The sequence below is a fragment of the Streptomyces tendae genome (assembly GCF_008632955.1).
In the GTDB taxonomy this organism is placed as follows: domain Bacteria; phylum Actinomycetota; class Actinomycetes; order Streptomycetales; family Streptomycetaceae; genus Streptomyces.
This window is the reverse complement of the sequence record NZ_CP043959.1, coordinates 5,165,955-5,185,384: the sequence shown is the minus strand read 5'-3', so window position 1 is coordinate 5,185,384 and position 19,430 is coordinate 5,165,955. Positions and strand designations below refer to the sequence as shown.

The 19,430-nt window shown below is 72.1% G+C and carries 20 protein-coding genes; 13 read left to right on the top strand and 7 right to left on the bottom strand.

Annotation, left to right across the window (positions count from 1 at the left end):
• The first annotated feature begins 128 nt into the window (after window positions 1–128).
• Window positions 129–3,668, top strand: coding sequence for a DNA polymerase III subunit alpha (gene dnaE, locus F3L20_RS23880; protein WP_150156099.1), 3,540 nt, complete (start codon window positions 129–131; stop codon window positions 3,666–3,668).
• 92 nt (window positions 3,669–3,760) lie between these two features.
• On the opposite strand, the gene F3L20_RS34095 is transcribed toward dnaE, so the two are convergent.
• Window positions 3,761–3,928, bottom strand: coding sequence for a hypothetical protein (locus F3L20_RS34095; RefSeq protein WP_167534592.1), 168 nt, complete (start codon window positions 3,926–3,928; stop codon window positions 3,761–3,763).
• 221 nt (window positions 3,929–4,149) lie between these two features.
• On the opposite strand from F3L20_RS34095, the gene F3L20_RS23875 reads away from it, so the two are divergent.
• Window positions 4,150–5,358 (top strand): NYN domain-containing protein, encoded by a 1,209-nt coding sequence (locus F3L20_RS23875; protein ID WP_145825280.1) that lies wholly within the window; start codon window positions 4,150–4,152, stop codon window positions 5,356–5,358.
• A gap of 143 nt (window positions 5,359–5,501) precedes the next feature.
• Here F3L20_RS23875 and F3L20_RS23870 read toward each other — a convergent pair whose 3' ends face one another.
• A complete protein-coding gene (locus F3L20_RS23870; RefSeq protein WP_145825279.1) occupies window positions 5,502–5,906 on the bottom strand; it encodes a VOC family protein in 405 nt (134 codons plus the stop codon).
• Between the two features lie 273 nt (window positions 5,907–6,179).
• Between F3L20_RS23870 and F3L20_RS23865 the strand changes: the two genes are divergently transcribed.
• The 3 genes from F3L20_RS23865 (at window position 6,180) to F3L20_RS23855 (ending at window position 8,804) form a co-directional block, all read left to right on the top strand.
• Window positions 6,180–7,154, top strand: coding sequence for an ABC transporter ATP-binding protein (locus tag F3L20_RS23865; protein ID WP_150157478.1), 975 nt, complete (start codon window positions 6,180–6,182; stop codon window positions 7,152–7,154).
• Between the two features lie 86 nt (window positions 7,155–7,240).
• Complete coding sequence (locus F3L20_RS23860; RefSeq protein ID WP_150156098.1) at window positions 7,241–8,062, top strand: ABC transporter permease; 822 nt, start codon at window positions 7,241–7,243, stop codon at window positions 8,060–8,062.
• A gap of 34 nt (window positions 8,063–8,096) precedes the next feature.
• A complete protein-coding gene (locus F3L20_RS23855) occupies window positions 8,097–8,804 on the top strand; it encodes an AAA family ATPase (RefSeq protein WP_150156097.1) in 708 nt (235 codons plus the stop codon).
• A 190-nt stretch (window positions 8,805–8,994) separates the two neighbouring features.
• On the opposite strand, the gene ybaK is transcribed toward F3L20_RS23855, so the two are convergent.
• From ybaK to F3L20_RS23835, 4 genes are all read right to left on the bottom strand, one after another.
• On the bottom strand, window positions 8,995–9,495 hold the full coding sequence (gene ybaK, locus F3L20_RS23850; RefSeq protein ID WP_150156096.1) for a Cys-tRNA(Pro) deacylase: 501 nt from the start codon (window positions 9,493–9,495) through the stop codon (window positions 8,995–8,997).
• Between the two features lie 22 nt (window positions 9,496–9,517).
• On the bottom strand, window positions 9,518–10,258 hold the full coding sequence (locus F3L20_RS23845; RefSeq protein ID WP_150156095.1) for an LON peptidase substrate-binding domain-containing protein: 741 nt from the start codon (window positions 10,256–10,258) through the stop codon (window positions 9,518–9,520).
• 11 nt (window positions 10,259–10,269) lie between these two features.
• Window positions 10,270–11,346, bottom strand: a complete 1,077-nt coding sequence (locus tag F3L20_RS23840) for a hypothetical protein (RefSeq protein WP_150156094.1) — start codon at window positions 11,344–11,346, stop codon at window positions 10,270–10,272.
• Between the two features lie 179 nt (window positions 11,347–11,525).
• Window positions 11,526–13,103, bottom strand: coding sequence for an oxidoreductase (locus F3L20_RS23835; protein ID WP_150156093.1), 1,578 nt, complete (start codon window positions 13,101–13,103; stop codon window positions 11,526–11,528).
• Window positions 13,104–13,295: 192 nt separating this feature from the next.
• Here F3L20_RS23835 and hisD point away from each other — a divergent pair, with 192 nt between their 5' ends.
• From hisD to hisF, 8 genes are read left to right on the top strand one after another with little or no spacing between them, the layout of a single operon-like run.
• Window positions 13,296–14,621, top strand: coding sequence for a histidinol dehydrogenase (hisD, locus tag F3L20_RS23830; protein WP_150156092.1), 1,326 nt, complete (start codon window positions 13,296–13,298; stop codon window positions 14,619–14,621).
• The gene (locus F3L20_RS23825; RefSeq protein ID WP_150156091.1) at window positions 14,618–15,730 is read left to right on the top strand and encodes a histidinol-phosphate transaminase; all 1,113 of its coding nucleotides are present in this window, start codon (window positions 14,618–14,620) and stop codon (window positions 15,728–15,730) included. The genes hisD and F3L20_RS23825 overlap by 4 nt, the downstream gene beginning before the upstream one ends.
• Window positions 15,727–16,320: an imidazoleglycerol-phosphate dehydratase HisB gene (gene hisB / locus F3L20_RS23820; protein ID WP_150156090.1), complete on the top strand. Its 594-nt coding sequence runs from the start codon at window positions 15,727–15,729 to the stop codon at window positions 16,318–16,320. The genes F3L20_RS23825 and hisB overlap by 4 nt, the downstream gene beginning before the upstream one ends.
• A gap of 3 nt (window positions 16,321–16,323) precedes the next feature.
• A complete protein-coding gene (locus F3L20_RS34090; protein WP_167534591.1) occupies window positions 16,324–16,482 on the top strand; it encodes a hypothetical protein in 159 nt (52 codons plus the stop codon).
• Between the two features lie 4 nt (window positions 16,483–16,486).
• Window positions 16,487–17,128: an imidazole glycerol phosphate synthase subunit HisH gene (gene hisH / locus F3L20_RS23815; protein WP_145825270.1), complete on the top strand. Its 642-nt coding sequence runs from the start codon at window positions 16,487–16,489 to the stop codon at window positions 17,126–17,128.
• Window positions 17,129–17,132: 4 nt separating this feature from the next.
• A complete protein-coding gene (gene priA, locus F3L20_RS23810) occupies window positions 17,133–17,855 on the top strand; it encodes a bifunctional 1-(5-phosphoribosyl)-5-((5-phosphoribosylamino)methylideneamino)imidazole-4-carboxamide isomerase/phosphoribosylanthranilate isomerase PriA (protein WP_150156089.1) in 723 nt (240 codons plus the stop codon).
• 16 nt (window positions 17,856–17,871) lie between these two features.
• Entirely contained in the window at window positions 17,872–18,276 is a 405-nt protein-coding gene (locus tag F3L20_RS23805) for a Rid family hydrolase (RefSeq protein WP_145825268.1), read from the top strand.
• The gene (hisF, locus tag F3L20_RS23800; protein WP_145825267.1) at window positions 18,273–19,028 is read left to right on the top strand and encodes an imidazole glycerol phosphate synthase subunit HisF; all 756 of its coding nucleotides are present in this window, start codon (window positions 18,273–18,275) and stop codon (window positions 19,026–19,028) included. The genes F3L20_RS23805 and hisF overlap by 4 nt, the downstream gene beginning before the upstream one ends.
• Window positions 19,029–19,031: 3 nt before the next feature.
• Here hisF and F3L20_RS23795 read toward each other — a convergent pair whose 3' ends face one another.
• Window positions 19,032–19,430 carry a VOC family protein gene (locus F3L20_RS23795; RefSeq protein ID WP_150156088.1) on the bottom strand — a complete coding sequence of 133 codons (399 nt, stop codon included), beginning with the start codon at window positions 19,428–19,430 and terminating at the stop codon, window positions 19,032–19,034.

Sequence of the window (19,430 nt, the reverse complement as noted above, 5' to 3'; positions counted from 1 at the left end):
CGCGCGGGAGTGCCCGCGACCCGCCCGGAGGTACGTGGGGACGGGCTCGGGGTGTCGGTCCCGGGGCATAGACTTCGACGCTGACCCCGTCCGTCCGTCCGCCGCCCGCAGCACCTGGAGGCCGCACCGTGTCGAAGCCGCCGTTCACGCACCTGCACGTCCACACCCAGTACTCGCTGCTGGACGGTGCCGCGCGGCTGAAGGACATGTTCAACGCCTGCAACGAGATGGGCATGAGCCACATCGCCATGTCCGACCACGGCAACCTGCACGGGGCGTACGACTTCTTCCACACCGCGCAGAAGGCCGGGGTCACCCCGATCATCGGGATCGAGGCCTACGTCGCCCCCGAGTCCCGGCGCAACAAGCGCAAGATCCAGTGGGGCCAGCCCCACCAGAAGCGCGACGACGTCTCCGGCTCCGGCGGCTACACCCACAAGACCATGTGGGCGGTGAACAGCACCGGCCTGCACAACCTCTTCCGGCTCTCCTCCGACGCCTACGCCGAGGGCTGGCTGCAGAAGTGGCCCCGGATGGACAAGGAGACCATCGCCCAGTGGTCCGAGGGCATCGTCGCCTCCACCGGCTGCCCCTCCGGCGAGGTGCAGACCCGGCTGCGCCTCGGCCACTTCGACGAGGCCCTCAAGGCCGCCGCCGACTACCAGGACATCTTCGGCAAGGACCGGTACTTCCTGGAGCTGATGGACCACGGCATCGAGATCGAGCACCGGGTCCGCGAGGGCCTGCTGGAGATCGGCAGGAAGCTCGGCATCCCGCCCCTGGTCACCAACGACTCGCACTACACCTACGCGCACGAGGCGACGGCGCACGACGCGCTGCTGTGCATCCAGACCGGCAAGAACCTCTCCGACCCGGACCGCTTCAAGTTCGACGGCACCGGCTACTACCTGAAGTCCACGGACGAGATGTACGCCATCGACTCCTCGGACGCCTGGCAGCAGGGCTGCGCCAACACGCGGCTGATCGCCGAGATGGTCGACACCACCGGCATGTTCGAGAAGCGCGACCTGATGCCGAAGTTCGACATCCCGGAGGGGTACACCGAGGTCAGCTGGTTCCGTGAGGAAGTCCTGCGCGGCATGAACCGCCGCTTCCCGGACGGCATCCCGGACGACCGCATGAAGCAGGTCGAGTACGAGATGGACACCATCATCTCGATGGGCTTCCCGGGCTACTTCCTCGTGGTCGCCGACTTCATCATGTGGGCGAAGAAGCAGGGCATCGCCGTCGGCCCCGGCCGTGGCTCCGCGGCCGGCTCGATCGTCGCCTACGCCCTCGGCATCACCGACCTCGACCCGATCCCGCACGGCCTGATCTTCGAGCGCTTCCTCAACCCCGAGCGCATCTCCATGCCCGACGTCGACATCGACTTCGACGAGCGCCGGCGCGTCGAGGTGATCCGCTACGTCACGGAGAAGTACGGCGCCGACAAGGTCGCCATGATCGGCACGTACGGCACCATCAAGGCGAAGAACGCCATCAAGGACTCCGCGCGCGTGCTGGGCTACCCGTACGCGATGGGCGACCGCATCACCAAGGCGATGCCCGCCGACGTCCTCGGCAAGGGCATCCCGCTGTCCGGCATCACCGACCCCTCGCACCCCCGGTACTCCGAGGCCGGCGAGGTCCGCGGGATGTACGAGAACGAGCCGGACGTGAAGAAGGTCATCGACACCGCCAAGGGCGTCGAGGGCCTGGTGCGGCAGATGGGCGTGCACGCGGCCGGCGTGATCATGTCCAGCGAGACCATCACCGACCACGTACCGGTCTGGGTCCGGCACACCGACGGCGTCACCATCACGCAGTGGGACTACCCGAGCTGCGAGTCGCTCGGCCTGCTGAAGATGGACTTCCTGGGCCTGCGGAACCTGACCATCATGGACGACGCCGTCAAGATGGTGAAGGCCAACAAGGGCGTCGACATCGACCTGCTGTCGCTGCCCCTGGACGACCCCACGACCTTCGACCTGCTCCAGCGCGGCGACACCCTCGGCGTGTTCCAGTTCGACGGCGGACCGATGCGCTCCCTGCTCCGGCTGATGAAGCCGGACAACTTCGAGGACATCTCTGCCGTGTCGGCCCTGTACCGGCCGGGCCCGATGGGCATGAACTCGCACACCAACTACGCCCTGCGCAAGAACGGCCAGCAGGAGATCACCCCGATCCACCCCGAGCTGGAGGCCCCGCTCAAGGAGGTCCTGGACGTCACCTACGGCCTGATCGTCTATCAGGAGCAGGTGCAGAAGGCCGCCCAGATCATCGCCGGCTACTCGCTCGGCGAGGCCGACATCCTCCGCCGCGTGATGGGCAAGAAGAAGCCCGAGGAACTGGCGAAGAACTTCACCATCTTCCAGGCCGGCGCCCGCAAGAACGGCTACAGCGACGAGGCCATCCAGGCGCTGTGGGACGTGCTGGTCCCCTTCGCCGGCTACGCCTTCAACAAGGCGCACTCCGCCGCGTACGGCCTGGTGTCGTACTGGACCGCCTACCTCAAGGCCAACCACCCCGCCGAGTACATGGCGGCGCTGCTCACCTCGGTGAAGGACGACAAGGACAAGTCGGCGGTCTACCTCAACGAGTGCCGCCGCATGGGCATCAAGGTGCTCCCGCCCAACGTCAACGAGTCCGAGTCCAACTTCGCCGCGCAGGGCGACGACGTGATCCTCTTCGGCCTCTCCGCGGTGCGCAACGTCGGCACCAACGTCGTGGAGTCGATCATCAAGTGCCGCAAGGCCAAGGGGAAGTACACGTCCTTCCCGGACTACCTCGACAAGGTCGACGCGGTCGTCTGCAACAAGCGCACCACCGAGTCGCTGATCAAGGCCGGCGCCTTCGACTCCATGGGCCACACCCGCAAGGGCCTCACCGCCCAGTACGAGCCGATGATCGACAACGTGGTGGCGGTCAAGCGCAAGGAGGCCGAGGGACAGTTCGACCTCTTCGGCGGCATGGGCGAGGAGCAGAGCGACGAGCCCGGCTTCGGCCTCGACGTGCAGTTCACCGACGACGAGTGGGACAAGACCTACCTGCTCGCGCAGGAGCGCGAGATGCTCGGCCTCTACGTCTCCGACCACCCGCTGTTCGGTCTGGAGCACGTGCTGTCCGACAAGGCCGACGCGGGCATCTCTCAGCTCACCGGCGGTGACTTCGGCGACGGCGCGGTGGTCACCATCGGCGGCATCATCTCCGGCCTCCAGCGCAAGATGACCAAGCAGGGCAACGCCTGGGCGATCGCCACCGTGGAGGACCTCGCCGGCTCCATCGAGTGCATGTTCTTCCCGGCGACCTACCAACTGGTGTCGACGCAACTCGTCGAGGACGCCGTGGTGTTCGTCAAGGGCCGGCTCGACAAGCGGGAGGACGTCCCACGCCTGGTCGCGATGGAGCTCCAGGTCCCCGACCTGTCCAACGCCGGCACCAACGCGCCCGTGGTGCTCACCATCCCGGCCACCCGCGTCACCCCGCCCATGGTCAGCCGGCTCGGCGAGATCCTCACCCACCACCGGGGCGACAGCGAGGTCCGCATCAAGCTGCAGGGTCCGACCAGGACGACGGTGCTGCGCCTCGACCGGCACCGGGTGAAGCCGGATCCGGCCCTGTTCGGCGACCTGAAGGTGCTGCTCGGACCGTCCTGCCTGGCCGGCTGAGAGCCGGCCCCCGACGCGCCGGAGGGGCGCACCCGCGACGGGTGCGCCCCTCTTCCTGTACGGCCGGGCCGCAACGGCCCTTCACACAGATGTCAGTTGTGGCCGAAGCGCTTCTGCCGGCCCTTGCCTCGGCCGACCTCACCGGGCACGACCTGCGTGGTGCGCTGCTCGTCCGGGGTCTCCAGGGTGGACGTCTGCGCGGCGCGCGGGGCGCGCTCGGCCTGCGGCTGCTTACGGTCACGGTTCTTGTTCTTGGCCATGGTGGTGCCTCCTGTGGGGGACTAGGGGCCAGGGCCGAATTCAGATTCACACAGGCCGATAACCCACGCATGTCGGACAATTACCGTCGGTGACGGGGCGGTCGGGGGAGGTTGTGTGGAAACGCCACGCCGAAGATCGAGTTCGGGCCGTTAACACCGGCGGGGTCGGGCAGACTCGAAGGAAGCCCGAAGCCAAACCTCCCGGAAAGAGGGTGGATCGCGTGGACCGCTGCATCGTCCTGGTGGACGCCGGGTATCTGCTGGGGGCCGCCGCCAGTCTCCTCGCCGGGGAGCCCTCGCGGTCCCGCATCACCGTGGACCACGCCGCCCTGATCCAGGGACTGCGTGACCGCGCCGAGAACGACACGCGCCAGCCGCTGCTGCGCATCTACTGGTTCGACGGCGCACCCGACCGCGTTCCGCAGCCCGAGCACCGCCGGCTGCGCGTGATGCCCCGGGTCACCGTCCGGCTCGGCGCGCTGACCCGCAGCGACGGACGCTGGGCGCAGAAGGGCGTGGACGCGGCGATGCACGCCGAACTGACCGAACTCGCCCGCAACCGCGCCTGCTCCGACATCGTCCTGGTCACCGGGGACGGCGACCTGCTGCCGGGCATGATGGCCGCCAAGGAACACGGCGTGGCCGTGCACCTGTGGGCCGTGCAGGCCGCCGACGGCGACTACAACCAGTCCGAGGACCTGGTCGCCGAGGCCGACGAGCGCCGGGTGCTGGACCGGGCGTGGATCACCCAGGCGGTCCGCGCCAAGGAGATCGGCGGCGTGTGCGCCCCGTCGCCCGCGCCCCGGCCCGAGATCGCCGCGATCCTCTCCGCCCCGCTGCCCGAGTCCGCCCTCGCCCCGGCCACCGAGCGCCCCACCCCGGAACCGCGCCACCCGGCCGCCGCCGGGCACAACGGCACCGGCGAGCGGACGCCCGTCGCCAAGGGCGTCCCCACCCCGAAGGACCTGGCCGCGCTGCGCCACCCCGGGACGCACCAGCCGCAGCAGCCCGCCTCCGCGACCCTGCGCTGGTCCTCCGACAAGGGGTGGGTGGACCGGCCGGCCGCCGAGCCGCCGGAGGCCGCGTCCATGCCGACGCTGGCCCAGCTGACCACGGCCGAGCAGCGGTGGGCCGACCGCGAGGAGGACATCACCACCGTCGGCGGCGACCCTTTCGAAGTGGGGCAGGTCTTCGCGCGGCGCTGGGTGGAGCGGCTCGGCGATCACAGCCACATCCAGAAGCTGTCCGCGATGTACCCGCGCATTCCGCACCGCGTCGACGGTGAGCTGCTGCGTTACGCGGCCCGGTTCGGGCTGCTCGCCCACAAGGACGACCAGATCGACGAGCGGGACCGTTACGCCATCCGTGCGGGTTTCTGGCGTGAGCTGGACACCCGTACCGGTACGGAGCGCGCTTCCGCGGGGGAGTGAGGGACGCGTCGGCTCCACAGGCCGGGGCCGTCGTGGGCCGTTCGCGCAGTTCCCCGCGCCCCCTGAAGGGGCGCGGGGAACTGCGCGAGTGAGCATGGCGCACCCGCGGACGGTGTTCAGGGGGGCGCGCCCCTCAGGCTGCTCTAGTCACCGAGTTCGGTGAACAGAGTGAGCTGGAGCGCGCCCGGCGCCTCCAGGCGGGAGTTCAGGGAGTTCCACGGCGTACGGGTCGGCTCGGCCACCACCTCCGCCCCGGCGGCGGCCAACTTCTCCGTCGTCGCCGCCGAGTCGTCGACCTGGAACGCGACCCGGACGTGCCCCGCGACCCGCCGCCCCACCTCGACGTCGTCGATGAACGCCGCGTGGTTCGGATCGGTCAGCTCCAGCGTGGCCCGCCCCGCCTCCAGGATCGTCACCCGCCCGCCGTCCGACGTGAACGCGGCCCGCTCGGTCAGTCCCAGCACGTCCCGGTAGAACCGCAGCGCGGCGTCGTAGTCCTCGGCCGTCACCACCAGGCGCAGCTCGCGGACGGCGGGTTCGTCGGTCATGGCGGCTCTCCGTCTCGTTCGACGATCGTTCCGGTACGCGGGGTGAACACGGTCCGCGACCGAATGATTCCCCAGCGTCGAACCCGTCACCGGTGCTTTCGGGCGCCCTTGGGGCCGCAGGGGGCGGCGATCCCTCCCGGGGTGTCCGGTGCGTCCCCCCGCACGGGGTGGCGCGCGAAGGTGACCCGAGGGCGGAACGGCGGGGCCGACCCCGTACGCTCGTCCCTTGTGAGTACGCGCGCGGCACAGGGATATCGGCACGGTGGTGACGTCGTGTGTGCGGTGCGCGGGCTGACCAAGACCTATCCGGCGGTGCGCGGACGGCGGGGGGTGCCCGCGACGCCCGAGGTCCGCGCCACCGACGACGTGGCGCTCGACATCACGCGCGGTGAGATCTTCGGCCTGCTCGGGCCGAACGGCGCCGGAAAGTCCACCCTGGTGCGCCAGATGACCGGTCTGATGCGGCCCGACAGCGGCAGCGTCGAGATCCTCGGCCACGACATCGTCCGCCACCCCGAGCGGGCCTCCCGCATCCTCGCCTACCTCGGCCAGGAGTCCAGCGCCCTGGACGAGCTGACCGTGTCCCTGGCCGCCGAGACCACCGGCCGGCTGCGCGGGCTCGACCTGCGGCGGGCACGCGCCGAACGGGACGACGTCCTCGACGAGCTGGGGCTCACCGCGATCGCCTCCCGCCCGCTGCGCAAGCTCTCCGGCGGCCAGCGCCGCCTCGCCTGCTTCGCCGCCGCGCTGGTGGGGGAGCGCCCGCTGATGGTCCTCGACGAGCCCACGACCGGCATGGACCCGGTGGCCCGGCGCGCGGTGTGGTCCGCCGTCGACCGGCGCCGCGCCCAGCAGGGCACCACCGTCGTGCTCGTCACCCACAACGTCATCGAGGCCGAGACCGTGCTCGACCGGGTCGCCGTGCTGGACCGGGGCCGGGTCATCGCCTGCGACACCCCGGCCGGGCTGAAGGAACAGGTCGCCGGGGAGGTCCGGGTCGAGCTGGTGTGGCGCGAGGCCGCGCCGCTGCACGTGCCCGAGGTGGCCGCCCTGCGCGACCGGGCGGCCGAGTCCGGCCGCCGCTGGACCCTGCGGCTGGCGCCGGAGGAGGCCCGCACGGTCGTCGCCACCGTGACCGGCGGCGCCGCCTTCGCGGCCCTCGACGACTTCACGCTGGCCACGCCCAGCCTGGAGGACGTCTACCTGGCGCTGGGCGGCGCCGTGCGACAGGGACTGGTGAAGACGTGAGCGCACGGGCCGTGACATCCGTACCGAACGGGGCGACCTCCGGAGCGGCTCCGGACGGAATCCCGAGCGAAGGGGAGCAGCACGACGTGAGTGTCGTACCCGCCGATGCCCTGCCGGCCGGCGCCCTGACCGCGGAGGAGGCCGCGCCGGCACCGGCCGCGCTCGGCCCTCGCGCGCGGCTGTGGCCGTCGCTGGCGGCCGTGTACCGCGCCCAGCTGTCCCGGGCCCGGGTGGCGCGGATCCCGCTGCTGTTCGTGGCGACCTTCCAGTCGGTCGGGATCATGATCCTGATGCGCGGCGTGGTCGACGGCGGCGGCGAGGCGCGGGCCGTGGTGGCCGGGGCGTCGGTCCTGGTCGTCGCCTTCGTCGCGCTGAACCTGCTCGCCCAGTACTTCGGCCAGCTGCGCGCCAGCGGCGGTCTCGACCACTACGCGACCCTGCCCGTGCCGCCCGCGGCCGTGGTGCTGGGCGCGGCGGGCGCCTACGCCTCGTTCACCGTTCCCGGCACCGTGGTGACCGCCGTGTTCGGATGCGCGCTGTTCGGGCTGCCGCTCGCCCACCTGTGGATCCTGGTCGCGGTGATCCCCCTCGCGGGCGCGGCCCTCGCCGGGCTCGGCGCCGCCCTCGGCCTGCTCGCGCCCCGCCCGGAACTGGCCACCCTGCTCGGCCAGCTCGGCATGTCCGCGGCCCTGCTGCTGGGCGTGCTGCCGCCCGAACGGATGCCGGAGGTGGTGCGCCTGGCCCGCGACCTGCTGCCCTCCACGTACGGCGTCGAGGCCTTCGCGCGCACCTTCGCGCCGCACCCCGACTGGGCGCATGTGCTCGGTGACCTCGCCGTGTGCGGGGTGGTCGGGGTGATCTCGCTGGCCGTGGCGACCTGGGCGTACCGCAGGGCCGCCGTCCGGTGACGCGCGGTACGGCCACGCCTGGCACGATGGCAGGGTGAGCGCACCTCTGACACCCCCGCCGCCGCACGACCCGTCCGCCCACGACCCGTGGCAGCCCCCCTCCGACACCCCCTCGGCCGGCGCGCACCGGTACGACGGGAAGCCCGGCCGTGCCACTTCCCCCCGCCACGGCTGGTGGCAGGAACCGGGCGGCCCCGGGCTCGCGAAGGAGATACGGGAGGCCGCCGTGGTGGCTGCCGCGGTGGCGGTCGGCGGGGTGCTGCTCGGGGTGCTGTGGTGGTGGCTGGCGCCGCGGGTGCCGCTGGTGGGCGACGCGTCCGGCACCGCGTGGGTGGTCTACCTCAAGGACTCCGAGGGCGAACAGAGCATCGGCGTGGACGGCACGTTCACCCTGCTCGCGCTGGCCTGCGGTGCGCTGAGCGCGCTGGTGGTCTTCCTGGTGCGGCGGCGCGGCGGCGTCCCGCTCGTGGTGGGCCTGGCGGTCGGCGGGCTGCTGGGCTCGGTGCTGGCCTGGCGGCTCGGGGTGTGGCTCGGCCCGACGCAGGACGTCATCGCGCACGCGAGGAGCGTGGGGAAGGGCGTCACTTTCGACGCGCCGCTGAAGCTGAACGCGAAGGGCGCGCTGCTGGCGTGGACGTTCGCGGCGCTGGTGCTGCACCTGGGACTGACGGCGCTGTTCGGGCCGCGTGACCCGGAGGACTGGCCGCAGGCGGACCAGCCGTACGCGCCCCACGGGACGTAGGCCCCGGGGTGCCGGGCGGTCGCGTCCCGCCCGGCACGTCCGTCAGGCCGGGCGGCGTCCGTGGTTCGCCCGGCGCTTCCTGATCCGCCACCTGCGTTTGCGCGTCCGCTTCGACATACCTCGGTACCTACCGAACGCCCCGACACCCGTCGACCCCCGGAACAGGCCGCGTCCGGGCAGCGGTCGGGGGCTACTCCCGGCCGATCGGTGCCAGGGTCGCCGAGGTCAGTGCGGCCAGGTCGGCCGGGGCGAGTTCGACCTCCAGGCCGCGACGGCCCGCCGAGACGCAGATCGTCGCGTGGCGGTCCGCCGACGCGTCCAGCACCGTCGGCAGCTTCTTGCGCTGGCCCAGCGGGGAGATCCCTCCCCGCACGTACCCGGTGGTGCGCTCCGCCAGGGCCGGGTCGGCCATCGCCGCCCGCTTGCCGCCGGCCGCCGAGGCCAGCGCCTTGAGGTCCAGCTGGCCCGCCACCGGCACCACCGCCACCGTGAGGGTGCCGTCCACGTCCGCCACCAGCGTCTTGAAGACCCGGTCGGGCGACACGCCCATCGCCTCGGCCGCCTCCTCGCCGTAGCTCGGGTGGGAGGGGTCGTGGTCGTAGGAGTGCACCGTGAAGGGCACCCCGGCGGCGGTGAGCGCCACCGTGGCGGGCGTCCCGCCGGACTGCTGCTTCTTGGACTTCTTCGCCATGCCGGTCGTCGCTCCGAAAGCGTCAGTTGAGACTCGTCGGGCCGCGCGTCAGCTCCGACGCGGGCAACGACGGAAGACTACGGATGATCGCCGTCTCGGTGCGAAGGAGTTTCAGCTCGTCACGCAGGCGGGACGCGGTGTCCGGCGCCTGCAGCAGACGCTGCCGGGTCGGCGTGTCCAGCATCATCGCGGCGGCGACCAGGTACGAGACCACACCGGGCTCGTCGGGCAGGTCCGTGTCCGTGGCCAGCGACCGCTCCCGTGCCCCAGCCAGCCGCTTCTGGTACTGCCGGAACGCCCGCAGCACCCCCTCCGCCAGCGCCCCCGCCTCCTCGCCGGGGTCTTCCTCCAGCGGCTCCAGCTCGGCCGTGAGGAACGGGCCCGAGGCGTCGACCGACAGCAGCCGCACCCGGGTCGTGCCGGTCGCCAGCACCTCGAAGGTGCCGTCGGGCCGTTCCCGGACCGTCGCCGCGTCGGCGATGCAGCCCGTCTTGTGGAAGGCGCGCAGCGGGTCGGCGCCGAAGCCGGCCGCGGGGCCCCGGTCGGACACGGCGGTGGGGTCGGGCAGGCCGAGGGCGCTCGGTGCCACCTCGTGGCCGTCCCGGATCGCGACCACGGCGAAGCGCCGTGGCTCGTCCTCCGGGGTCTTCAACAGCTCACGCATCATGGCGCGATAGCGCTCCTCGAAGACGTTGAGCGGGAGCACGAGCCCCGGGAACAGCACCGTGTTCAGGGGGAAGAGCGGAAGCCGGACGGTGGTCACGACGCAAAAGCCTAATGGCCGCCGGGGCCGGGCCGTCCGCGCCGTCCGCCGCCCGGACGCCCGGAGGCGGGGAAGGGGCCCTGCGTTCCGGCCGTCGCGGCGCCCGGCGCGAGCGCGCCGAGGACCTCCTGCCGCACCTCCAGGAACCGCCCGAGCGGGTCCTCCCCGTCCCGGTCCCAGGGGAACGACGTGGCGTACGGGCCGGTCAGCCGCAGCTGTTCCAGGGCGTCCTGCCAGCGCTCCAGGCGGATCAGGACGTAGGTCAGCAGATTGCGTACCTCGGCCGGCCAGGGCCGGACCGCCGGCAGCCGGGCGGACAGGACGAGGGCCCGGTCGGCGGCGGCTTCCAGCCGTTCCCGTCCGACGGCGGGACCGCAGCCGTCCGTCAGATAGCCGTACGCCGCCCGCAGCGGCAGGGCCTGGGTGAGCGAGCCCTCCGGCGCGTCCTGCGCGGCCAGGTCCGCGAAGTCGAAGCACTCGCGGTGCGAGCCGTGCCAGGAGGACGCCAGGTAGCGCAGGGCCGCCACATGGCAGCCGTGGTGGTGCGGGGCGCGGCGCACCGCCGCCTCCCACAGCTCCTCGAAATAGGTGTGGCCGGCGTGCGCGCCGCGCGCGTGGTCCAGGGCCAGCCGCCACGGCACCGGGTCGCGGTGGTCCGCCCGGGCGGCGGCGGTGATCAGCGGGCTCACCTCGCGCAGCAGCTCCGTCCGGGCCGGTGAGTCCCAGGCCCGGTCCACCGCCCGCTGCGCGTCCAGCAGCAGCGCGTCCGGGTCGTGCGGGACGCGGGCGCGCCAGGTGTCCAGCCACTCGGGGCGCGACCGGGCGAAGGACGCGAGGCGGCGCACGTAGCGGTCGCGGTGCTCCCAGGCGGCCCGGTGCCGGGTGGCGGCGAGCAGGTCGGCGGCGGGCGCGTGGTCACCGGCGGCGGCCCCCACCAGCGCGCCGCCCAGGGCGTCGTCCGGTACGTCGAGGAGTACCTCGTCGTCGGCGGGCAGCACGACGGGGACGGGGGACGTGGCGCCCGTCCGCTTTTCTCGCCCCCGGGAAGTGCGGGTGAACGCGTGCAGCAGAGCCATGGTGCCGACCATTGAAAGACCGCAGGTCACGGGCGCGCCAGACCCCACGCGGAAGTTGCCGAAAGTTGTACGGGGGTCGGTCAAGGGCCGGTAAAAAGCGAAGGGCTCCGCAGGTGCCTCGGGCCTCACGGCCATCACCTGTCGCACACATCTCCGGTTGCAATGTGGCCCCACGCCCCGGGGGTGAGGGCTTACGTACGCCGCAGCGTGCGGGTCGCACCCGCTGCCACCGTTGTCGCCAGGACCCAGCCCAGCAGGATGAACGCCACCGAGAGCCACTGCCAGCCGCCGCGCAGCTGCCAGAAGCCCGCCTGCCCCAGGTCGATCACCGGCAGCAGCAGGTCCAGCGCGAACAGCGCCGGGTTCCAGGCCGGGTGCTCCCCGGCCTTGAGCGGCGGATGGTCCGCGCGCGCGAAGGCCAGCGAACCGGCCGCCCACAGCACCGCCATCCACACCGCCGCCCGGCCCGGCCGGTACCCGTAGGCGACCGTCCAGTCCTGCGCGTAGCCCCACAGCTTGGCCGCGAGCGGCAGGCTCTCCCGGCGCCGGCGCTGCTTGGCGAGCAGCACCTCGCGAGCGTCCTCGTCCGCCCCGCTCTCCCGCAGCACGGCGGCCAGCCGCTCGTACGGCTCCGGGTTGTACTCGGCGCTCGCCGCGTCCACCCAGCGCAGCCGCAGCGCCAGCGGGAACGGGCCGCGTGGCACCAGGTTCTCGTAGGTGAACCCGCCCATGTGCAGACGGCCCGGGCCGGGCCAGCTGTCCGCCCGGTCCATCAGGTTGACGACCTTCGCGCCGGACAGCACCACCCGGCCGCGCCGCGGCCGCTCCCCGAGGAACCGCAGCTCCGGCGTCTGCACCCGGCGCAGCGACAGCTCCTGCTCGTCGGTGAGGGAGAACGAGGCCCCCTCGAAGTCGACCGCGTCCCCGAACCGCCCGTCGTCCAGCCGCACCCCGCCCTCGCACTCGAACCGCTGGATGCGCGTGCCCTGGGCCGGGGTCATGCCGCTGCGGGCCTGCGCGCCCACCCCGGCCGGCGTCAGGTACAGCGAGCGCTCCACGGTCAGCTGCGGCGCGTTCAGCGCGAGCCGGGTGTACGGGTTGACCAGCCGGGCGCCGCGCAGGCTCAGGGACACGCCGATGGTCGCGCCGCGCAGGCTCAGCTCGCCGTGCGACTCCAGCATCTCCGCCTGGAGGTCCTGACCGACGCTCATCCCGTCCGCCGCCAGGGAACGGTCGCTGCGGTCCCGGTGCAGGACCGCCTGGTTGAGCATGAGGTCCGTGCCGATCCGGGCGTCGGTCAGGCGTATGCCGCCGAGGAACCGGCAGCGTGGCAGATGCAGATCGCCCTCGGTGTGCAGCCGGGCGGCCTCCAGACGGGGTATGGAGCAGTCCACCATCCGCATGGTGGTGAAGCGGGCCTCCGGCAGCAGCACGTCCTGTTCGAAGCGGCAGCCGCGCATCTCCACGTACGGCACGACCGTGCCGCCTGCCAGGTCCAGCGGGCCGCTGATGCGCACCCCGACCAGCTTCAGCGAGGAGACCCGGCCGGCCAGCGCGGGCGGACCGTCCAGCAACAGCCAGCACACGATCCGTGCCCGCACGGTGCGCTCCGGCCCCCAGGGGTGTCCCCCGTGCGGATCGTCGACCACCGTGTCACCGCTGCTCAGGTCGTACACGCTGCCGTTGCGGAAGGCCTGCCACATCCCGGCCTCCGCGGCGGTCAGGTCCTCCGGCGGCTCACCGCCACGCGGTCCCACCCCCTCGGCCACGGCACTCCCCTCCTCCTCATTACTCACCGGTTCATCGCTTCGTACAGCCGTTCATGCCCGGTACGGTGACGCGTTGAACACGGAAAGTGAAGAGGATCTCGAAAACGAGCGCGGACGGTCACCGGGAAGGTGACGTATCAGCCACTGGAACAGGCGGACGCCCTGCGTGACGGGTCTGAGAGAATTGAGCACGTGATCTCGCGAATCGACCTGCGCGGCGACGCCCTCCCCGAGGGCCCCGCCCTGCGCGACCTGCTGCCCCGTGCCGACTTCGACGTCGCGGCCGCCCTGGAGAAGGTGCGGCCCATCTGCGAGGACGTGCGCCATCGGGGCGACGCGGCGCTGATCGACTTCGCCGAGCGCTTCGACGGCGTGAAGCTGGAGCAGGTCCGGGTCCCGGCCGACGCGCTGAAGCGCGCGCTGGAGGAGCTCGACCCGGCCGTGCGCGCGGCCCTGGGGGAGTCCATCCGGCGCGCCCGCCTCGTCCACCGCGCGCAGCGCCGCACCACCCACACCACGCAGGTCGTGCCGGGCGGCACGGTCACCGAGAAGTGGGTCCCGGTCGACCGCGTCGGGCTGTACGCGCCCGGCGGCCGGTCCGTCTACCCGTCCTCCGTGATCATGAACGCGGTGCCCGCCCAGGAGGCCGGTGTCCCGTCGATCGCGCTCGCCTCCCCGGCCCAGGCCGAGTTCGGCGGCCTGCCGCACCCGACCATCCTCGCCGCCTGCGCCCTGCTCGGCGTGGACGAGGTGTACGCGGCCGGCGGCGCCACCGCCGTCGCGATGTTCGCGTACGGCACCGAGTCCTGCCCGCCCGCCAACATGGTCACCGGCCCCGGCAACATCTGGGTCGCCGCCGCCAAGCGCCACTTCACCGGGAAGATCGGCATCGACGCCGAGGCCGGCCCGACCGAGATCGCGATCCTCGCGGACTCCACGGCCGACCCGGTGCACGTCGCCTCCGACCTGATCAGCCAGGCCGAGCACGACCCGCTGGCCGCCGCCGTCCTGGTCACCGACTCGGCGGACCTCGCGGACGCGGTCGAGAAGGAACTGAAGCCGCAGGTCGAGGCCAGCAAGCACGTCGACGAGCGGATCGCCCCGGCCCTCGCCGGCCGCCAGTCCGCGATCGTCCTGGTCGACGGCGTCGAGGAGGGCCTGCGGGTGGTCGACGCCTACGGCGCCGAGCACCTGGAGATCCAGACCGCCGACGCCGCCGCGGTCGCCGACCGGGTGCGCAACGCGGGCGCGGTCTTCGTCGGCCCCTGGTCCCCGGTCTCCCTCGGAGACTACGCGGCCGGCTCCAACCACGTGCTGCCCACCGGCGGCTGCGCCTGCCACTCCTCCGGCCTGTCCGTCCAGTCCTTCCTGCGCGGCATCCACATCGTCGACTACACCGAGGACGCGCTGGCCGAGGTCGCGCACACCGTGGTGACGCTGGCGGAGGCGGAGGACCTGCCCGCGCACGGCGCGGCGATCAAGGCCAGGTTCGGCTGGAAGGTGCCCGAGAACAAGTGAGCGACGTGAGCATCGACGATCTCCCCGTACGGGACGAGCTGCGCGGCAAGTCCCCCTACGGCGCGCCCCAGCTGGACGTCCCCGTACGGCTGAACACCAACGAGAACCCCTACCCGCTGCCCGAGCCGCTGGTCGAGCGGATCGCCGAGCGGGTCCGCGAGGCCGCCCGCACCCTCAACCGCTACCCCGACCGGGACGCGGTCGAGCTGCGCACCAGGCTGGCCGAATACCTCAGCAGGACGACCGGCCACCCGGTCGCCCTGGAGAACGTGTGGGCCGCCAACGGCTCCAACGAGGTCCTCCAGCAGCTGCTGCAGACCTTCGGCGGCCCGGGCCGCACCGCGATCGGCTTCGAACCGTCGTACTCGATGCACGGGCTCATCTCGCGCGGCACCGGCACCGGCTGGATCTCCGGGCCGCGCCACGAGGACTTCACCATCGACGTGCCCGCCGCCGAGAAGGCGATCGCGGAGCACCGCCCGGACGTCGTCTTCGTCACCACCCCCAACAACCCCACCGGCAACGCGGTCCCGGCCGGGACGGTCCTCGCCCTGTACGAGGCCGCCCAGGCGGCGAAGTCGTCCATGGTCGTCGTGGACGAGGCGTACATCGAGTTCAGCCACGGCGACTCGCTGCTCCCGCTGCTCGACGGACGCCCCAACCTGGTGATCTCCCGCACCATGTCCAAGGCGTTCGGCGCGGCGGGCCTGCGCCTGGGCTACCTCGCCGCGCACCCGGCCGTCGTCGACGCCGTCCAGCTGGTGCGGCTGCCGTACCACCTGTCGGCGGTCACCCAGGCGACCGCGCTGGCCGCCCTGGAGCACACCGACACGCTGCTCGGCTACGTCGAGCAGCTGAAGACCGAGCGGGACCGCCTGGTCGCCGAACTGCGGGCCATCGGCTTCGAGGTGACCGAGTCCGACGCCAACTTCGTCCAGTTCGGGCGGTTCGCGGACTCCCACGAGACCTGGCGGAAGATCCTCGACCGGGGCGTCCTGGTCCGGGACAACGGCGTACCGGGATGGCTGCGGGTCACCGCCGGCACCCCGGAGGAGAACGACGCGTTCCTCGACGCGGTACGTGAAGTCAAGAAGGAGCAGAGCACATGAGCCGCGTAGGACGCGTGGAACGCACGACCAAGGAGACGTCCGTCCTCGTCGAGATCGAACTCGACGGGACCGGAAGGACGGAGATCTCCACCGGGGTCGGCTTCTACGACCACATGCTCGACCAGCTCGGCCGGCACGGTCTGTTCGACCTGACCGTGAAGACCGAGGGCGACCTGCACATCGACTCCCACCACACCATCGAGGACACCGCCCTCGCGCTCGGCGCCGCCTTCAAGCAGGCGCTGGGCGACAAGGTGGGCATCTACCGCTTCGGCAACTGCACGGTCCCGCTGGACGAGTCCCTCGCCCAGGTCACCGTCGACCTGTCCGGCCGCCCCTACCTCGTGCACACCGAGCCCGAGAACATGGCGCCGATGATCGGCGAGTACGACGTGACGATGACCCGGCACATCCTGGAGTCCTTCGTCGCCCAGGCGCAGATCGCGCTGCACGTGCACGTGCCCTACGGGCGCAACGCCCACCACATCGTGGAGTGCCAGTTCAAGGCCCTCGCCCGGGCCCTGCGTTACGCGTCCGAGCGCGACCCGCGCGCGGCCGGCATCCTGCCCTCCACGAAGGGCGCCCTGTAGACCATGAACGGACTGTCCACCGTCCTGATCGTCGTCGGCCTGTTCTTCGTCGGCGGGATCATCTCCTTCGTCAAGCAGAAGATGCCGACGAGCCTGATCGTGCTGATGTCCGTGGGCGCCGCGCTGTGCCTCTTCACGGGCCTGCTGCAACTGGAGGTGTGAGCCCTTGAGCACCACCAAGAAGGTCGTGGTCTTCGACTACGGCTTCGGCAACGTTCGCTCCGCCGAGCGCGCCCTCGCGCGCACCGGGGCCGACGTCGAGATAACGCGCGACTTCGACAAGGCGATGAACGCCGACGGCCTGCTGGTGCCCGGCGTCGGCGCCTTCGCCGCCTGCATGAAGGGCCTCAAGGAGGCCCGCGGCGACTGGATCGTCGACCGCCGGCTCGCCGGCGGCCGCCCGGTGATGGGCATCTGCGTCGGCATGCAGATCCTCTTCGCCCGCGGCATCGAGCACGGCGTCGAGGCCGAGGGCCTCGACGAGTGGCCGGGCTCGGTCGAACCGCTCCAGGCCGACGTCGTGCCGCACATGGGCTGGAACACCGTCGACGCACCGGCCGGCTCCGAGTTGTTCGCCGGCCTGGACGCGGACGCGCGCTTCTACTTCGTGCACTCCTACGCCGTCCACGACTGGACGCTCCAGGTGGAGAATCCCGCGATGCGCGCCCCGCTCGTCACCTGGACCACCCACGGCAAGCCCTTCGTGGCCGCCGTGGAGAACGGCGCCCTGTGGGCCACCCAGTTCCACCCCGAGAAGTCCGGCGACGCCGGTGCCCAGCTCCTCACCAACTGGATCGGAACCCTGTAGAGACATGGCCAAGCTCGAACTGCTCCCCGCCGTCGACGTCCGCGACGGCCAGGCCGTCCGCCTCGTGCACGGCGAGTCCGGCACGGAGACCTCGTACGGCTCGCCGCTGGAGGCCGCGCTCGCCTGGCAGCGCTCCGGCGCCGAGTGGCTGCACCTGGTCGACCTGGACGCCGCGTTCGGCACCGGCGACAACCGCGCGCTGATCGCGGAGGTGACCGGGGCGATGGACATCAAGGTGGAGCTGTCCGGGGGCATCCGCGACGACGACACCCTCGCCGCCGCCCTCGCCACCGGCTGCACCCGCGTCAACCTCGGCACCGCCGCCCTGGAGACCCCCGAGTGGGTCGCCAAGGTCATCGCCGAGCACGGCGACAAGATCGCCGTCGGCCTCGACGTGCGCGGCACCACCCTGCGCGGCCGCGGCTGGACCCGCGACGGCGGCGACCTCTACGAGACGCTGGAGCGCCTCAACAAGGAGGGCTGCGCCCGCTACGTCGTCACCGACATCGCCAAGGACGGCACCCTGCAGGGCCCCAGCCTGGAGCTGCTGCGGAACGTCTGCGCCGCCACCGACCGCCCCGTGGTCGCCTCCGGCGGGGTGTCCTCGCTGGACGACCTGCGCGCGATCGCCGAGCTGGTCCCGCTCGGTGTCGAGGGCTCCATCGTCGGGAAGGCCCTGTACGCCAAGGCGTTCACCCTGGAAGAGGCACTGGAGGCCACGTCTTGAACAAGGACACAGCCCGATGACGTCCGAAGCCGTGCGGCGAGTGCAGAGCGGGAATCCCTGGGAGGAGACCCTCGGCTCCGCGCGCGCCGTGGCGGCGGGCGACCTCGTCATGGTGGCGGGCACCACCGCGTTCCGGGGTGAGGTCCTGTACGGCGAGGGCGACCCGTACGAACAGGCCAAGGTGGCCTTCACCAGCGCGCTGGAGGCGATCGGGGAGTTCGGGCTCGGCGTGGGGTCCGTGGTCCGCACCCGCCTCCACCTCGCCCACGCGCGGGACGTCGACGCGGCCTGCCGCGCGCACAAGGAGCTGTTCGACGCCGTCCGCCCGGTCACCACGCTGCTGGTGGTCGAGGGCTTCGTCGACTCGCGCGTACTGGTCTCAGTGGAACTCGAAGCATTCAGAGGAGCCGTGGATTCATGACCCTGGCGGTCCGAGTCATCCCCTGCCTGGACGTGGACGGCGGCCGGGTCGTCAAGGGCGTCAACTTCCAGAACCTGCGCGACGCGGGCGACCCCGTCGAGATGGCCAAGGTGTACGACGCCGAGGGCGCCGACGAGCTGACGTTCCTCGACATCACCGCCTCCTCGGGCAACCGCGAGACCACCTACGACGTGGTCCGCCGCACCGCCGAGCAGGTGTTCATCCCGCTCACCGTGGGCGGCGGCGTGCGCACCGCCGAGGACGTCGACAAGCTGCTGCGCGCCGGTGCCGACAAGGTCGGCGTCAACACGGCCGCCATCGCCCGCCCCGACCTCATCCGTGAGATCGCCGAGCGGTTCGGCAGGCAGGTGCTCGTCCTCTCGGTCGACGCCCGGCGCACCGACGGCGGGTCCTTCGAGGTCACCACGCACGGCGGCCGCCGCGGCACCGGCATCGACGCCGTGGAGTGGGCGCACCGCGCCGCCGAGCTGGGCGCCGGGGAGATCCTGCTCAACTCCATGGACGCCGACGGCACCAAGGACGGCTACGACCTGGAAATGATCGCCGCCGTCCGCAAGCACGTCACCGTGCCCGTCATCGCCTCCGGCGGCGCGGGCCGGCTCGGCGACTTCCCGCCCGCGGTCGCCGCCGGCGCGGACGCGGTCCTGGCCGCCTCGGTGTTCCACTTCGGCGACCTGCGCATCGGCGAGGTCAAGCAGACCCTCAAGGACGCCGGCCACCCGGTGCGCTGAGACTCAGCCCAGCTTCTGGGTGAGCTGGATCAGGTTGCCGACCGTGTCGTCCAGGAGCGCGGTCAGCACCGGGCCCTGCTTCTCGGGGTCCCGCACGAAGTGGACGCCCTCCCCGCGCAGCCGCTCGAACTCCGCGCGGAGGTCGTCCACCGAGAACACGATCGCCGGCAGCCCCGCCTCCCGCACCGAGCGGCGGTAGGGCTCCGCGATCGGCCCGTCGCCCGGTTCGAGGAGCAGCTCCAGCTCGGGCTGGGCACCCTCGCGTGCCCCCACGGTGACGAACGGCGAGCCCCCGCCCGGGTCCACATGGGTGCGGGTCTCGAAGCCGAGGACCTGGGTGTAGAAGGCGTGCGCCTTCGCCACGTCCTCGACGTACACACTCGTCATGACGACCTTGATCAC

Bases quoted from the DNA above. Each gene is read 5' to 3' on its own strand.
- F3L20_RS34095 (WP_167534592.1), bottom strand. From the start codon at position 3,928: ATGGCCAAGAACAAGAACCGTGACCGTAAGCAGCCGCAGGCCGAGCGC.
- F3L20_RS23870 (WP_145825279.1), bottom strand. From the start codon at position 5,906: ATGACCGACGAACCCGCCGTCCGCGAGCTGCGCCTGGTGGTGACGGCC.
- ybaK (WP_150156096.1), bottom strand. From the start codon at position 9,495: ATGGCGAAGAAGTCCAAGAAGCAGCAGTCCGGCGGGACGCCCGCCACG.
- F3L20_RS23840 (WP_150156094.1), bottom strand. From the start codon at position 11,346: ATGGTCGGCACCATGGCTCTGCTGCACGCGTTCACCCGCACTTCCCGG.
- hisB (WP_150156090.1), top strand. From the start codon at position 15,727: ATGAGCCGCGTAGGACGCGTGGAACGCACGACCAAGGAGACGTCCGTC.
- F3L20_RS34090 (WP_167534591.1), top strand. From the start codon at position 16,324: ATGAACGGACTGTCCACCGTCCTGATCGTCGTCGGCCTGTTCTTCGTC.
- priA (WP_150156089.1), top strand. From the start codon at position 17,133: ATGGCCAAGCTCGAACTGCTCCCCGCCGTCGACGTCCGCGACGGCCAG.
- F3L20_RS23805 (WP_145825268.1), top strand. From the start codon at position 17,872: ATGACGTCCGAAGCCGTGCGGCGAGTGCAGAGCGGGAATCCCTGGGAG.
- hisF (WP_145825267.1), top strand. From the start codon at position 18,273: ATGACCCTGGCGGTCCGAGTCATCCCCTGCCTGGACGTGGACGGCGGC.